General features: G+C 62.9%; 13 protein-coding genes and 1 pseudogene. 7 read left to right on the forward strand and 7 right to left on the reverse strand.

The window, feature by feature from the left end:
* From QZ709_RS00450 to QZ709_RS00460, 3 genes are all read right to left on the reverse strand, one after another.
* Positions 1–1,587, reverse strand: a 1,587-nt coding sequence (locus QZ709_RS00450; RefSeq protein WP_294635461.1) for an EAL domain-containing protein, incomplete at its 3' end; no start/stop codon positions are given.
* A gap of 147 nt (positions 1,588–1,734) precedes the next feature.
* On the reverse strand, positions 1,735–2,706 hold the full coding sequence (locus QZ709_RS00455) for a tripartite tricarboxylate transporter substrate binding protein (RefSeq protein WP_121506361.1): 972 nt from the start codon (positions 2,704–2,706) through the stop codon (positions 1,735–1,737).
* A 738-nt stretch (positions 2,707–3,444) separates the two neighbouring features.
* Positions 3,445–4,281, reverse strand: coding sequence for an IclR family transcriptional regulator (locus tag QZ709_RS00460; protein ID WP_082753465.1), 837 nt, complete (start codon positions 4,279–4,281; stop codon positions 3,445–3,447).
* Positions 4,282–4,614: 333 nt separating this feature from the next.
* Between QZ709_RS00460 and QZ709_RS00465 the strand changes: the two genes are divergently transcribed.
* Both QZ709_RS00465 and QZ709_RS00470 read left to right on the forward strand, forming a co-directional pair.
* A complete protein-coding gene (locus tag QZ709_RS00465; RefSeq protein ID WP_060985465.1) occupies positions 4,615–4,842 on the forward strand; it encodes a ferredoxin in 228 nt (75 codons plus the stop codon).
* Between the two features lie 119 nt (positions 4,843–4,961).
* Positions 4,962–5,909: a VOC family protein gene (locus QZ709_RS00470; protein WP_060985464.1), complete on the forward strand. Its 948-nt coding sequence runs from the start codon at positions 4,962–4,964 to the stop codon at positions 5,907–5,909.
* 53 nt (positions 5,910–5,962) lie between these two features.
* Here QZ709_RS00470 and QZ709_RS00475 read toward each other — a convergent pair whose 3' ends face one another.
* The 3 genes from QZ709_RS00475 to QZ709_RS00485 form a co-directional block, all read right to left on the reverse strand.
* On the reverse strand, positions 5,963–6,700 hold the full coding sequence (locus tag QZ709_RS00475; RefSeq protein WP_199726995.1) for an SDR family oxidoreductase: 738 nt from the start codon (positions 6,698–6,700) through the stop codon (positions 5,963–5,965).
* 11 nt (positions 6,701–6,711) lie between these two features.
* On the reverse strand, positions 6,712–7,566 hold the full coding sequence (locus tag QZ709_RS00480; protein ID WP_121506363.1) for an SDR family oxidoreductase: 855 nt from the start codon (positions 7,564–7,566) through the stop codon (positions 6,712–6,714).
* A 66-nt stretch (positions 7,567–7,632) separates the two neighbouring features.
* On the reverse strand, positions 7,633–8,577 hold the full coding sequence (locus tag QZ709_RS00485) for a LysR family transcriptional regulator (protein ID WP_121506364.1): 945 nt from the start codon (positions 8,575–8,577) through the stop codon (positions 7,633–7,635).
* 114 nt (positions 8,578–8,691) lie between these two features.
* Between QZ709_RS00485 and QZ709_RS00490 the strand changes: the two genes are divergently transcribed.
* Genes QZ709_RS00490 through QZ709_RS00500 form a run of 3 tightly spaced genes read left to right on the forward strand, consistent with a single transcriptional unit; the run spans position 8,692 to position 13,919 of the window.
* Complete coding sequence (locus QZ709_RS00490) at positions 8,692–12,177, forward strand: indolepyruvate ferredoxin oxidoreductase family protein (RefSeq protein ID WP_294635462.1); 3,486 nt, start codon at positions 8,692–8,694, stop codon at positions 12,175–12,177.
* Positions 12,178–12,220: 43 nt separating this feature from the next.
* On the forward strand, positions 12,221–12,970 hold the full coding sequence (locus tag QZ709_RS00495; protein WP_121506366.1) for an electron transfer flavoprotein subunit beta/FixA family protein: 750 nt from the start codon (positions 12,221–12,223) through the stop codon (positions 12,968–12,970).
* 13 nt (positions 12,971–12,983) lie between these two features.
* A complete protein-coding gene (locus QZ709_RS00500; RefSeq protein WP_121506367.1) occupies positions 12,984–13,919 on the forward strand; it encodes an FAD-binding protein in 936 nt (311 codons plus the stop codon).
* 65 nt (positions 13,920–13,984) lie between these two features.
* Here the strand turns inward: QZ709_RS00500 and QZ709_RS00505 are convergent.
* Positions 13,985–14,092, reverse strand: a pseudogene (locus tag QZ709_RS00505) (IS5/IS1182 family transposase); the annotation flags it as partial.
* Positions 14,093–14,326: 234 nt separating this feature from the next.
* Between QZ709_RS00505 and panD the strand changes: the two are divergent.
* On the forward strand, positions 14,327–14,707 hold the full coding sequence (panD, locus tag QZ709_RS00510; RefSeq protein WP_294635464.1) for an aspartate 1-decarboxylase: 381 nt from the start codon (positions 14,327–14,329) through the stop codon (positions 14,705–14,707).
* Positions 14,707–14,983 (forward strand): aminotransferase class III-fold pyridoxal phosphate-dependent enzyme (locus QZ709_RS00515; protein WP_294635463.1); only part of this gene is annotated, 277 nt, incomplete at its 3' end. The genes panD and QZ709_RS00515, both read left to right, overlap by 1 nt.

Raw genomic sequence — 14,983 nt, forward strand, 5'->3', positions numbered from 1 at the left:
CCGATCCAGATCCTGGACGAAGGACTGGTCGATCTTGAGCTTGTATATCTGGAAGCGCTTGAGCTGGCTCAGGGAAGAGTAGCCAGTGCCGAAATCGTCCATCGACAGGCGCACACCGCGGGCTCGCAGCTTGTCCATCGTGGCAGCGGCTTGGTGCGGATCATTGATGGCCACGCCCTCGGTCAGCTCCAGTTCCAGCGAATCGGGAGGGATTCCGGTGTCCTGCAGTATGGAGTTGATGATTTCAGGCAGTTGCGGCTGGCGGAACTGAATGGCAGAGAGGTTCACGGCCACCTTCAAATCGCGCAGTCCGTCCTGGCGCCACGTCTGCAATTGCCGCATGGCAGTGCGCAGCACCCATTCGCCGATCTGCAGGATTTGGCCGCTGTCCTCGGCGATGGGGATGAATTCGGCCGGCGAGACGCGGCCCAGTTCGGGATGGTCCCAGCGCAGCAAGGCTTCCACGCTGTGGACGCGGCCGGTGCGTAGCGTGACTTGGGGCTGGTAGTGCAGCGAGAGTTGGTTGCGATCCAGTGCGCGGCGCAGCGCGTTTTCCACTTGCAGCGCGCGCCGCGACTGGGCCTGCATCTGCGGCGTGAAGAAGCGGTAGGTGTCGCGGCCGGCCCGCTTGGCGTGGTACATGGCCGTGTCGGCGGCCTGGGTCAGGGAGTCAATGTCATGGCCGTCATCGGGATACAGCGCGATCCCGATGGAGGGGGCGATCATGAGCTCGTGGTGGTCGATCCGATACGTCAGGCGCGATGCCTTCTGCAGTTTGGCGGCGATGCGCTCGGCGCCCTGCGCATTGGCGTTGGGTAGGAGCAGCACGAACTCGTCGCCGCCGATGCGTGCCACGGTGTCACACTGGTTCACGACTGTGCGCAGCCTTCGAGCGAACTCAATCAGCAGCGTATCGCCGACGCGGTGGTTCAGCGAGTCGTTGACGTGCTTGAAATGGTCGAGATCGAGAAACATCACTGCCAGTTGCCTGCCGCTGGCTCGGGCCAATTCAATGGCTCGCTCGGTGCGCTCGGCCAGCAGTGTTCGGTTAGGCAGGCCCGTGAGCGCGTCGTAGTGCGCCATCCAGTAAATGCGCTCCTGGTCGAGCTTGCGGTCGGTGATTTCGCGGTGCAGGTTCTCCACGGTGGCCCTGAGCCCCCGCTGAGGCCGCTGCTTGAACTGCTCGTGCGCTTCATTCAGGGCCTGTTGCGCGAGCAGGTTCTCCCCCATGTCACTGACGATCCAGATTGAGCCCTCGTGCAGGTTGTCGGCGTTAATGAGGCGGCCCGTAAGCTCTCCCCAAAACAGGCTGCCGTCCTTGCGCCTTAGGCGACGCTGTGTGCGATAGGCATGGCCCGCGCTGAGCGTGGTGTAGGCCTCGCGCCCAAGGCTGCGCAAGTCGCCTCGGCTGGGATGCAGTTGCTCGCTGCCCACGCCGACCAGCGCGTGCTCGTCTGGGTATCCGAAAATGTCCGCGCATCGCCGGTTGCAGCGGACAATGACACGTTGGCGGATGAAGACGATGCCGACGCCCGCAGTGTCCAGCGCGTGCTGTTCCCGCAGGTTGCACTCGACGGAGGCGGCCATTGCTGACGGATAGTCCAGGGTATCCCTGCGGGTTGGGTCCCGCCAGGTTATTTCACCGTGCTCTGGGCCGGAGCCTGGAAACCAACCAGTGGTAAAAGGCTGACAAGAGGTGTGCATCTGATGGTGCTCTTCATGAGATCCAGCCGCTTACTCGGCTTGGATGCCTGCGGCCCTAATGATCTTTCCCCATAGATCACGTTCTTTTGTTTGGTATTTCCCAAGCTGGCCCAGGGGCTGGATGAACGCTAACGTGCCCGATGCCTTCATGGCCGCTTGCACTGCCGGCGTCTCATTGGCTTGAACCAGCAAGCGGTACATCTTTTGAATGATCAGCTCGGGAGTCATGGCTGGCAGATAGGCTGCCAGCCAGAAACCTATGTCCATGCCATCGATTCCGCTTTCACGGAAGCTTGGCAGGTCTGGTGCGAATGGGCTGCGGACTTCATCGGTCACGGCCAGTGCTTTGATTTTTCCGGAACTGACGTAAGTCCAGGCCGAAAAGTCGGTGAACATGAAGTCGATTTCTCCACTGATCAGATCCGGCATCATCGAGTTGCCGCTGCGATAGGCTGCCCCTACCACTTTCACTGCGGCGGTCTGCTGCAGTACCTCGGCGGGCAAGCGGCTGGTGATGCTCGTGTAGCCGAAAGTGAACCGGCCTGGATTGCTCTTGATCTGCTGGAGGAACTCCTTGGCAGATGCCGCCCTGACCTTGTCCGGATTGACATACAGGTACATCGGGCCCTTGGAGAGTGTCGTCAAAGGGACAAAGCCGTTGACTGGGTCGTAGGGCAGGTTCTTGATCACGTGGGGGTTGCCGGTGAATGCCACGTTCCCCGAGATCAGAAGGTTGTATCCATCGGGTTTCGCCGAACCGATCAATTGCGCCGCAATGCCGGAACTGCCGCCAGGGCGGTTTTCGACCACAACAGGCACTCCTGCAGCTTTGGACATCTCGCTTGCGAGGGCTCGGGTGTAGACGTCTGGGGCCGAACCCGGCGTGAAGGGAGTCACGACCTTGATGGGTTTTTCCGGGAAGCCGGCGGCCCTGGATGCATCGGCACCCGCCAAAAAGCACATGAGCATGAGCGCCTTGACCCAAGCAGGAGCCTTCTTCATCGTTTGTATAAAGAATTAAATTCTGTATATAGAATTTTGTGATTCTGCTCGGCCCGCGCTGCCTTGGGTATTGGGGTTCACCCTGGCTGGCCATTCCTTTCTGTTGTCCTGTTTGGCTTGGGCTGTACTTACAGGTCCCGACGGGCCACAGGCGATGCGCATGAATGCGCGCCTGGGGCGGGTAGTGCTGGTGACGGGGAGGCCCTTGACCAAGGGCGGGAGCGGCCCAGTGGAGTGGGGCGGGCGGTGGTCGCGTCTCAGGCAGCTGGATTGGGTTGGGCTCGGTGTTTTCCCTGATTTTGGGCGGAAGGAGGCACATGGAGCGCTTTCTGTTTTGACGCAGGAGATTGGAATTTGTACATTTATGGAAAAAGTGCCTTTGATTTCCTGTGTGCACAGCCGTCCTGCCATCAGAGGATCGAACCATGGAGACAAAATGCCTTCCTTGATCTTTACGACCGTCTCGAGCCTTGTGGTGGTTGTTGCTGTGCTGTGGCATTTCGCCGATGCCGCTGTCCACCAGCCCAGTCATGTTGGTCATCTGCATGCCCACACGCCCCCTATGGCGAGCGATTTTTGGACACTGATGTCTCACGGCTTCCGCTAGATTTCAGTGCATCACTTGGGGGGGGCGAGCCTTGTGGGCTCGTGCGAACGTGAGCAGCCGCCGCTAGATGCGGGATTGGGGCATGGCTGCAGTGGTGGCTGGTGTTTGAGCCTGTTTTCCAGGCCTGGGTCTCAAAAAAGCACAGATTCCAGCCGGGTGCCCAATTCCTTCAGCGACTGTCCAAGGGCCTTGATCCGGACTTCGGCATCGCTGTGCTGGCTGCGGATCATGACAGCCGAAACGGTGTAGGCAATGCTGCGCGTGGTGTCGCGCACAGGGGCGGCGATCGCGAGGACGCCGTCGGAGAAATACCCGTCGTCAACGGCCCATCCGTGGCGTTGAGCTAGATGAACCTGTTCCAAATACTCCTCAAACGATAGCGCGCGTGCCCAGCGAATACGGGCGAATTCGGTGCGCAGATCGTTTTCAGAGAGATTCATCTGCCCAACGAAAAGCCGGCCGCTGGCCCCCATCAGGACAGGCAGGCGCTGGCCCAGCGGCATGTAGATGTGCAGATCCGTAGGGCTGGATTCGGAGCTGACGAGCACGATCCTGTCATTGCCCATCCGGCGCCAGAGCGTGACCGTGATTCCGCGCGCGATGGCAAGTTCGCGCATGAGCGGCAATGCCAACTGGACGCGCTGGCCCTGTGTCACCAACTGCTCTGCCAAGCGAGCCAGCCCAAGGCCTGCAGAGTACGTTTTGGACAGCGGATTGAAATCGACGACATCTTCCGAGACCAGGGTTCGGAGGATGTTGAAGCAGGTGCTTGGATTGATTTCGAGGTGCCTCGCTATGTCCGCTGCTCGCTCAGGAGCCCCCTTGTGCGCGAGGTATCGAAGGACTCCGATGGCATTCACCACCGGCTTCACGATGACGCCGTGGCTCGATCCTGATTTCTTGGAGTTGTCGGCCAAAGTCGGAGCTTTGCCCGGCGCGGCGCTGTCTTCGGTCACGACGGATTCCATGTTGTCCAGTGGTCAATTGAATGCAGGTCACTGCCTCGGAAGTGTTGGAACGACGGGGTGTCACAAAACTTCCACCTGTCTGCAGCAGCGGGCATTCTAAGTGGCGAAGTGCATTCTGTATGGAGTTTTATCTATCGTACGTCTGTTCAGGGACGTCCTGTGGGGACGGGAATACCAGGTCGGCTCGTGGGTCGTTGCGCGCAGGTGCAAAGTGTGGGGGGTACGAAGGGTGGTCTAGGGAGAACCCTGAAATAAAAATCAACACTTTATCGAATAATGTGCATATGTCTCTATGCGCAGCAACATCGAATCCGCTGCATCGAAAGGAAAATCATGAGTACCCACGGGAAAACCCCCACACTTCGAGTGATCGTCGATCGCGGTCGTTGCTGCGGCTACGGGCTGTGTGCCCAACTCTGCCCCGAGGTGTACAAGCTGGATGAAAACGGCTTGGTATATGTCGAATCCGAGCTCATCCCTGGTGGGCTTGAGGAGGAGGCGAGGGAAGGGGCCGCAGCCTGCCCTGCGGAAGCGCTGGTCATCGAAGCGATTCAGTCGTGATTGGCCGGGGGGCCAGCAGAATCTGCTGTCGGCGGGCGCTGGCGCATCCCATGGCTGGTTGTCGCCGATGACTCGTTCTGCGGGGCATCGGTTTTTTTAGCTTACGGGAAAGCATCAACATGGACATCATAGGTATTGGATACCTCGGCTTCGAGACAACCAAGGTGGACGAATGGCGGGAGTATGGGCCGCAGGTCATGGGTTTTCAGGTCGGCCAGTCTCCGGCGTCAGATCCGGACTCTCTCTACTTCCGCACGGACGATCGGCGGCACCGGTTTGCCTTCCATCCCGGCAAGATTGATCGCCTGGCCTACATCGGTTGGGAGGCCAAGGGAAAGATCGAGTTCGAGGCGGCGATTGCCCGATTCCAGGAACACGGCGTGGAAGTCACCATGGGCGATGCGGCCCTGTGCGAGCAGCGTGGCGTCAAGGGAGTGTTCCGTTTTCGTGACCCGGTCGGCTATCAGCATGAGATGTTCCATGGTCAAAAATGGATGCCCCGTTCCTTCACGCCAGGCCGCCCTCACGGGGGCTTCGTGGCCGGCGTGCGGGGGTTGGGGCATCTGGTCGTGATCACTCCGCAATGGCCACCCGAGCTGCAGGATTTCTTCGTCAAACTGATGGGCTTCCATTATTACGGCCCAGGGGCCGGCAAGGGCCAGACGGCGTTTTACCGCTCCAAGCTCAACAGCTACACCAGCCACGATATCGCCTATGGATACGGACCTGGGAAGATGGGTGTCCAGCATGTGGGCCTGTTTGTGAAAAGCCTGCGCGACGTCGGCGAGACCTACGACATCGTGAAGCAGCGCGGGATCCCGATGATGATGACGCTGGGGCAGCACTCTCAAGATCCGCACGCTTCCTTCTACCATTTCTCGCCGGGCGGCTTTGCACTCGAGACCATCACCGAGCTCGAACCCTGGCATGACGACGGCTTCGAACTCAATCCCGAGAAGCTTAGCACCTGGGGTCATGAAGTGGTGGGCCCGATCCTCGGCCCGAGCGTACGGACGCCCGAAGAACTGCTCGAGCCCGAGTTGCTGGCCAAGTACAAACAGGGATGACGCAGCCCGCTTGCCGACTTCCGCGCTGGGCCGCCAGCACGGGAGTTGGCGTTTCAGACTGATTCTGAAGACGAGACCATCAGTACGCGCGCCATGCTAACGTGCTTTGGCTGCTCGAGCATGTAACGCACGGCGGACGCGACATCCGACGACTGTAGGGCCGGTGTCTGGTCCGCACGGACCGGTTGGCCCGAGGCGCGCAGCCGGTCAAAGATCTCGGTTTCCGTGGTGCCGGGCGCGATGGTGCCCACGCGCACGCCACTGCCTTTGAGTTCGACACGCAGCGCAGTGCTGAACACCTCGACGGCCTGCTTCAACCCGGCGTACACGCCCATGGAAGAATGGCTCAGGTATGCCCCCACGCTGGACACGTTGATGATCGCGCCCGCGCCCTGTTGCTTGAATGCGCGCGCGAACACATAGGAGGTCCGGACCACGGCATCGTAGTTGGTGCGCGTCATCTGCATCAGGCCATCGAGATCGATGGTTTCGAGTGTGCCGCTGACCAGCATGCCGGCGTTGTTGACCAGGATGTCGGCGCAGCCGTAGGTTCGGTGAGCCAACTCCAGCAGAGCCTGCGCCGTGGCGGGCTCATCGATCGCTGCGCTCAGGGGTACTGCCGGGCCGGGGAGCTGGGCGCACAGCGCATTCAAGCGCTCGGCGCGGCGCGCGGTCAGCACCAGGCTGCAGCCCGCGGCGCTGAGCTCATGGGCAATGGCTTCGCCGATGCCTGACGATGCGCCGGTGACGACGGCGACCTTGCCTTGCAGGTGCCGTTGGGCCTCGTTCACGTAGCCGGGCCTCAGGCTTGGGTGTCCGGGCTGGGATAGCGCAAGGCCATGGCCGCGCCGAAGTCCCTTTTGAGGGTCGGGTAGTAGGCAATCTGTCCGCCCATGCCGCCGGCAATGTCGATGGAGGCCGCGCTGATGAAGCTGGCGTAGTCGCTTGCGAGGAACAGCGCCATGCCGGCGACGTCTTCCGGCTTGCCAAAACGCCCCAGGGGGACAACTTTGAGGACCATGGCGTCGAATTCCTCGCGCGGCGTGCCGGGCGGCATCTCACGGTAGTGGCGGTCCCACTGCCCGGTGTCGATCCAGCCCATGTTGAGGGTGTTGACCAGGATGTTGTCTTTGGGCAGCGACATGCCCAGCGATTTGGACATGGCGATGCAGCCCGCGCGGTTCACCACGGAGGGGATGCCGTCCGGGGTGATCTGGGTGCCGGCCAGCGCATTGATCTCGACGATGCGCCCCCAGCGCTGCTTTCGCATGTGCGGGACCACGGCCTGGATGAAGCGGAAATGGCCCATCTGCAACACGTTGGCGTGCTCCAGGATCTGCTCTGGCGTGAGGGTGTTGAGGTTGCCGCCGCGGCCTTGGCCCGCGTTGTTGATCAGGACGTCCACGCCGCCCCAGGCGGCTGCGATCTCATCCACGAAGGCTTTCACGCCCGCGGTGTCGGTGACGTCGACCGCGCGCGCGATCACGGCTTGCGCCGTCGTCGCCAGTTCGGCTCCCACCGCTTCGATGTCGGCCTGCGTGCGGGCGCAGACCGCAACGCGGGCCCCTTCTTTAGCAAAGGCACGGGCAATGGCCCGGCCAATTCCGCGCGAGGCGCCCGTCACGATGACGCGCTTGTGGCTCAAATCGATAAGCATGTACTGTCTCCTGGTTATGCAGAATATCTGGCAGATTGTAGGCAGAAATTAAAAAATCGTTCATATCTAGGTTCTTGCCATTGCCTGTGCGCCGTTAGCGAATGATCGGCCCAGGAACTGCTCCAGCGCTGCTGCGCAGGGGCTCAATGCACGGCCTGCGGACCAGGCCAGGCCGACTTCCATGACCGGCAGCCGTGCGTCCATGGGAACGGCGTGGATGCGCCGCCCATCCAGGGACCATGGCCGGAACACCATGTCCGACAGGATGGTCACGCCCAGGTTGAGAGCGACCATCTCGCGCAGCGCCTCCATGGAAGACGTCTGGATAATCTTGTGGGGTGTGTGCCCCGCGTCGGCCCAGTACCGCCGGGCATTGCGGTCGCCTTCGTCCACCATGGGCAGGATGTAGGGGAGCGCCGCAAGTTCTTCGAAACTCACGCTCCCCCGGCCCGCGTATTCATGGCCCGCAGCCATCCAGAGCTGACGCCTGGACCTTTCCAGGACGCGGGTTTCCAGGCGCTCCGGCGCTTCCAGGTTGGACAGCAAAAGTGCGCCCATTTCCAGTTGGCCGCTCGCCAGGCGGACCTCGATGTCCTTGCGCGGCATTTCCTCGAGCGAGAGTTCTATCCGGGGATACAGCTCGCAGAAACGCGCGAGGGCGGGCAACAGGAAGTACCCCAGGACGGTGTAGGTCGCGGCCACTTCCAGCTTCCCGTGGAGGTCGCGCCCATGTATCGGAAAGCGGGCCGCCTCGTTGGCCATGCGCAGAACGGATTCGGCGTGCTGCAGAAAGCCTTGTCCCTGCAAGGTGAGGGTGACGCCTTGGCGTCCGCGATCCAGCAAGGCCGTGCCCATGGCCTGTTCCAGGTCCGCGATCGCCAGGGTCATGGCCGACTGCGACAGGCCGATCTCTGTTGCGGCAGCCGAGATTTGCCCGCAGCGCGCCACGGCCACGAAGTAGTGCAGTTGGCGCAGCGTGAAGCGCGGCAGGGCAGGCAGACCGATTGTCATTGGAAAGGCAAATACCTGGGGTTCAAAAATTGAATTTGACTATGCCATAAATATGAACAAAATATAGATAAATGTTTAAATAAAAGGTTGCGCGAGCAACCTGGAGATATCCCCATGACCCCTCCCGTTTCCCTGGCGGACAAGTACGAATTGCCCGCCGGCCGTGTCTACATGAACGGTACGCAGGCGCTGGTTCGGCTGCTGCTGGCGCAAAAGGCGCGTGACGAGGCCGCCGGGTTGAATACCGAAGGTTTCGTCTCCGGCTATCGTGGCTCTCCCCTGGGCGCCGTAGACCAGGAGCTGTGGAAGAACCGGGCGCTGTTGGACAAGCACAAGGTGCGCTTTCAGCCCGGTCTCAACGAGGAGCTGGCGGCAACATCGGTCTGGGGCACGCAGATGGTGAGCCTGGATCCGAAGGCACGGGTCGATGGTGTGTTCGCCCTCTGGTACGGGAAGGGACCGGGCGTGGACCGCAGTGGCGATGTCTTCAAGCACGGGAACATCGCGGGTGGCGCTCCGCATGGCGGCGTGCTGCTGGTGGCGGGAGACGACCACGCATGCAAGTCATCCAGCCTGCCGCATCAGAGCGAGCATGCATTCATCGCTGCGATGATTCCGGTGCTGCATCCTTCGGGAGTACACGAATTCATCGAATTCGGACTCCACGGATACGCCATGTCGCGCTACTCCGGATGCTGGGTGGGCTTCAAGGTGATCAGCGACACGGTCGAGTCCTCGTCGTCGTTCGACATCGATCCGATGTCGGTCGAGATCAAGATTCCGCAGTCCTACCCCGTTCCCGCCGACGGCTTCTCGATCCGCTGGCCCGATCCTCCGCTGGAGCAGGAGAACCGGCTGCAGCGCGAGCGCCTGTATGCACTGCTCGAATACGTGCGCCTGAACAAACTCAATCGCCAGGACTGGGCAGTCCCGGACGCACGCCTGGGTATCTGCACCACCGGCAAGAGCTACCTGGACGTGCGCGAGGCGCTGTCGCTGCTGGGCTTGGACGAGGCGGCCGCACAGGCGCTGGGTGTGCGCCTGCTCAAAATCGGCGTGGTCTGGCCTTTGGAACCCACCTGCGTGGTTGAGTTCGCACAGGGCCTCGACGAAATACTGGTCGTGGAGGAAAAGCGCCAGGTACTCGAATACCAGATCAAGGAGCACCTCTACAACGAACCCCATCGCCCCCGCGTGGTCGGCAAATACGATGAATCGGGCGAATGGGTTCAGGTTCCCAGCAGCGGCATCCTGCTGTCGCCCAATGGCGAGCTCACGCCAGCCGGCATCGCTGATGTGATCGCTGCGCGCCTAGTCAAGGTGTACGGCCAAGGCGTGCTGCCGGAGTCGGTGCGGGTGTGGTTGGAGCGTCAGGCGGTGGCGGTAACTCGCTCCCCATCCGATGCGCCTGTGCCCCAGCGGCTCCCTTACTTTTGTTCGGGCTGTCCCCACAACACTAGCACCCAGGTGCCGGAAGGGTCGCGCGCGCTGGCGGGGATCGGCTGTCACTACATGTCGATGTGGATGGATCGCCGCACGGAAACTTTCAGCCAAATGGGCGGCGAAGGGGTGCCGTGGATAGGGCAGGCGCCCTACACGGATACGCCACATGTGTTCGCCAACCTGGGAGATGGAACCTACATGCACTCGGGCTCCTTGGCCATCCGGGCTGCCGTGGCTGCCGGTGTCAACATCACCTACAAGCTGCTGGTCAACGATGCTGTCGCCATGACGGGAGGTCAGCCAGTCGAAGGCGCACCTTCGGTGCCCCAGTTGCTGCGGCAGATTGCCGCCGAAGGCGTGAAGGAACTGCACCTGGTGAGCGACGAGCCCGAGGACTTTCAGACCTTGGACGACTTCCCCAAGGATGTCAAGGTGTCGCACCGTGACGGCATGGACGCACTGCAGCGTGCGCTGCGCGACGTCAAGGGGGTGTCGGTGATCGTCTATGCGCAGACCTGCGCCGCCGAGAAGCGCCGCCGGCGCAAGAAGAAGACTCTGGTCGATCCGGCGCGTCGAGTGGTCATCAACGAGGCCGTGTGCGAAGGCTGCGGCGATTGCGGCGTGCAGTCCAACTGCGTCTCCATCCTGCCACTGGAAACGCCCTTGGGGCGCAAGCGGCAGATCGATCAGAGCGGCTGCAACAAGGACTTCTCCTGCGTGCGCGGATTCTGCCCAAGCTTCGTAGTGCTCGATGGCGCCGAACTGCGAAAGCCCCAGCGTGACCGCGTGGCGCCGCCCACCGGCATGGCGCGACCCGAGCTGCCAGTCTTGGCGCGCCCCTGGAACATTCTGGTGGCCGGGGTCGGCGGCACCGGCGTGGTGACCATCGGTGCCCTCATGGGGATGGCCGCGCATCTCGAAGGCAAAGGGGTGCTGGTGCTGGACATGGCAGGCCTGGCGCAGAAGGGCGGGGCCGTGATGTCTCATGTGCGGCTGGCGGCGGATCCCGTCCAACTGCATGCCGCGCGGGTAGCGCGCGGACAGGCGGACGTGGTGCTCGGCTGCGACCTGATGGTGGCCGCGGCCGGGGATGCGCTTGCTTCCATGGCGTCCGGGCGCACTCGCGCCGTGTTGAATACGGACGTGGCCCCCACAGGCAGCTTTACACGGGATCCCGACTGGCAAGCGTCGCCCGATGCGATGCTCGAGCGGGTCGGTTCGGCCGCTGCCCAGGTGGAGTCTCTGGAGGCCTCCCGCCTGGCGGTCGCCCTCATGGGGGATGCTGTGGCCACCAACGTATTCCTGCTGGGCTTTGCATGGCAAAAAGGCTGGGTGCCTCTGCAAGAGGATTCGTTGCTGCGCGCCATCGAACTCAACGGCGCCGCGGTGGGCATGAACCGCGCAGCGTTTGCCTGGGGACGCCAGGCTGCGCTGGATCCTGCTGCGGTGCGCCGTGCGGCCGGCCTGCCTTCCGACGAGAAGGTGATGCTGATGCCGAGCAGAACAGCGTCTCTTGCGAGCATTCTGGCCGATCGCACTGAGCGGCTCGCCGACTACCAGAATGCACGCTACGCGCAGCACTACGCGGCGGTCGTGCGGCGTGTTTCCGATGTCGAGAAGGCGCGTGTCGGGGGAGAGCGCCTAGCGCGCGAGGTCGCGATGAGCCTCTACAAGCTGATGGCCTACAAAGATGAATACGAAGTTGCTCGCCTGCACACCAGCAGTGATTTCCTCGCCCGGCTGCAAGAGCGCTTCGAAGGTGATTTCACCGTGAGCTACTACCTGGCACCGCCACTGCTGGCGCGCCGCGACGCGCAAGGCCGTCCAGTCAAGCAGCGCTACGGCGCCTGGGTGCAGACGGCCTTCCGTCTCCTGGCCCGTTTGCGGTTCCTGCGCGGAACAGTTTTCGATCCGTTCGGCTGGACTCGGGAGCGGCGGGAGGAACGTGCGGCAATCGACGAATTCGAGGCCTTGGTTGAAGACCTGCTGAAAGACCTGAACAGCAACAACTTCAACGAGGCGTTGGCGCTCGCCCGTTTGCCCCAGCAAGTGCGAGGCTATGGCCATGTGAAGGCGCGCGAGCACGAGGTCGCGCAGAAGAAGGCCTTGGAACTCCTGGCGCGCTGGCGAACGAAGACCGGCCTTTCCCAAGGCTAAGGCAGCCAGGACAAAGCTGCTACCCATTCCAAAGGAGATACATATGAAAATTCTCGTCCCTGTCAAGCGCGTGGTGGACTACAACGTGAAGATCCGCGTGAAATCGGACAACACGGGCGTGGACATCGCCAACGTGAAGATGAGCATGAACCCCTTTGACGAAATCGCCGTCGAAGAGGCCGTGCGCCTGAAAGAAAAGGGCGTGGTGACCGAGGTCATCGCGGTGAGCTGCGGCGTGGCCCAGTGCCAGGAAACGCTGCGCACGGCCATGGCCATCGGTGCCGACCGCGGCATCCTGGTCGAGACGAACGAGGAACTGCAGCCCCTGGCCGTGGCCAAGCTGCTCAAGGCCCTGGTGGACAAGGAACAGCCCGGCCTGGTCATCCTGGGCAAGCAGGCCATCGACGACGATGCCAATCAGACCGGCCAGATGCTCGCCGCCCTGGCTGACCTGCCCCAGGCCACCTTCGCCTCCAAGGTCGAAGTGGCGGGCGACAAGGTGAGCGTGACGCGTGAAGTGGACGGCGGCCTCGAAACCCTGAGCCTCTCCACCCCGGCCGTGGTCACCACCGACCTGCGCCTGAACGAGCCGCGCTACGTCACGCTGCCCAACATCATGAAGGCCAAGAAGAAGCAGCTCGACACCGTCAAGCCCGAGGACCTCGGCGTCGATGTGGCCCCGCGCCTGAAGACCCTCAAGGTGAGCGAGCCCCCGAAGCGTGGCGCCGGCATCAAGGTGCCCGACGTCGCCACCCTGGTGGACAAGCTCAAGAACGAAGCCAAGGTGATCTAAGGAGTTGATGGAAATGACCGCCCTCGTAATCGCAGAACACGACAACGCCTCCATCAAGAGCGCCACCCTCAACACCGTCACGGCCGCCAAGGCCTGCGGCGGCGACGTGCACGTGCTGGTGGCCGGCGAAAACGCCGGTGCCGCGGCGGCCGCTGCCGCGCAGATCGCTGGCGTCGCCAAGGTGATCCATGCAGACGGCGCATCGCTGAAGGACGGCCTGGCCGAAAACCTGGCGGCCCAGGTGCTGGCCATCGCTTCCGGCTACAGCCACGTCCTCTTCCCCGCCACCGCCAGCGGCAAGAACGTGGCGCCCCGCGTGGCCGCCAAGCTCGACGTGGCCCAGATCAGCGACATCACCAAGGTCGACAGCGCCGACACCTTCGAGCGCCCCATCTACGCCGGCAACGCCATCGCCACCGTGCAGAGCGGCGACGCCGTCAAGGTCATCACCGTGCGCACCACCGGCTTTGACGCCGCGGCCGCCACGGGCGGCAGCGCCGCCGTCGAAACCACGGCCGCCGCCGCCGACAGCGGCAAGAGCAGCTTCGTGGGCCGCGAAGTGACCAAGAACGACCGCCCCGAACTCACCGCCGCCAAGATCATCGTCTCGGGCGGCCGGGCCCTGGGCAGCGCCGAGAAGTTCACCGAAGTCATGACGCCCCTGGCCGACAAGCTGGGCGCCGCCATCGGCGCATCGCGCGCGGCCGTGGACGCGGGCTACGCCCCCAACGACCTGCAAGTGGGCCAGACGGGCAAGATCGTGGCGCCGCAGCTGTATGTGGCCTGCGGCATCTCGGGGGCGATCCAGCACCTGGCGGGCATGAAGGACTCCAAGGTGATCGTGGCGATCAACAAGGACCCCGAGGCGCCGATGTTCTCGGTGGCCGACTACGGCCTCGAAGCCGACCTGTTCACGGCCGTGCCGGAACTGGTCAAGGCGATCTCGTAAGGAGGTTCTACGCCATGGGTTTGCTGCGCCAATGCCTGCAGGAGGTGCGTGAGCGGCAATGCCCGCAACCGCCTATTCTTACCCCGCCATGCACAGTTGAGTACCACAATCCTGCGCAGTGGCATCACCTTGAAGGTGTACAGCTCGCTTCTGTTAGCGAGTTGCACCGCCATGCTTCCCACCACCGCATCTTGGGGGCCCAGAGCGTGGAGGGCTAATCCATATGGCCGTTTTCACCCCGGCAAGCTTAGCGTTCGTTTAAGGCAAGGCAGAAAAAAGCCGCACTCGTCGTTGCGCACCTTGCCCAGGCAGAGAGCCTGGGCTACGGCACGCGCCTAGATTGCAGCTTTTTCCAGCCTAGCGGGCACCATGAAAAGACTTTGAACACGCTCTCAGGAGAAACCGCCATTTTCCGCACCCTGCTCAAATCCAAGATCCACCGCGTCAAGACCACGCACTGCGAGCTGCACTACGAAGGCTCGTGCGCCATCGACGAAGACCTGCTGGACGCCGCCAACAACTGCGAGAACGAGCAGGTGCACATCTGGAACGTGGACAACGGCGAGCGCTTCGTTACCTACGCCATCAAGGGCCAGCGCGGCAGCGGCATGATTTCCGTGAACGGCTCGGCCGCGCGCCGCGCCTGCGTGGGCGACTTGCTCATCATCGCGGCCTTCGCCCAGGTGCACGAAGACCACGTGGCCGCGCACCAGCCGCAGCTCGTGTTCGTGGACGCGCACAACCGCCAGACCGCGCCGCGCCACCACGCGCCCACGCAGCCCCTGTGATGCCGGCCGCCGACACCCTCGCCGCGCGCAGCCTCGCCAGCGTCTGGCACCCCTGCACGCAGATGAAGCGCCATGAGGCCGAGCCGCCCGTGGCCATCGCGCGCGCCCAGGGGCCGTGGCTGCACGGTACCGACGGGCGGCGCTACCTGGATGGCATCAGTTCCTGGTGGGTCAACCTGTTCGGCCACGGCCACCCGCACATCCAGGCCGCGCTCACCGACCAGCTCGCGCGGCTCGACCACGTGATGCTCGCGGGCTTCACGCACGCGCCCGTGG

The sequence above is a fragment of the uncultured Aquabacterium sp. genome (genome assembly GCF_913773725.1).
GTDB lineage: Bacteria > Pseudomonadota > Gammaproteobacteria > Burkholderiales > Burkholderiaceae_C > Aquabacterium.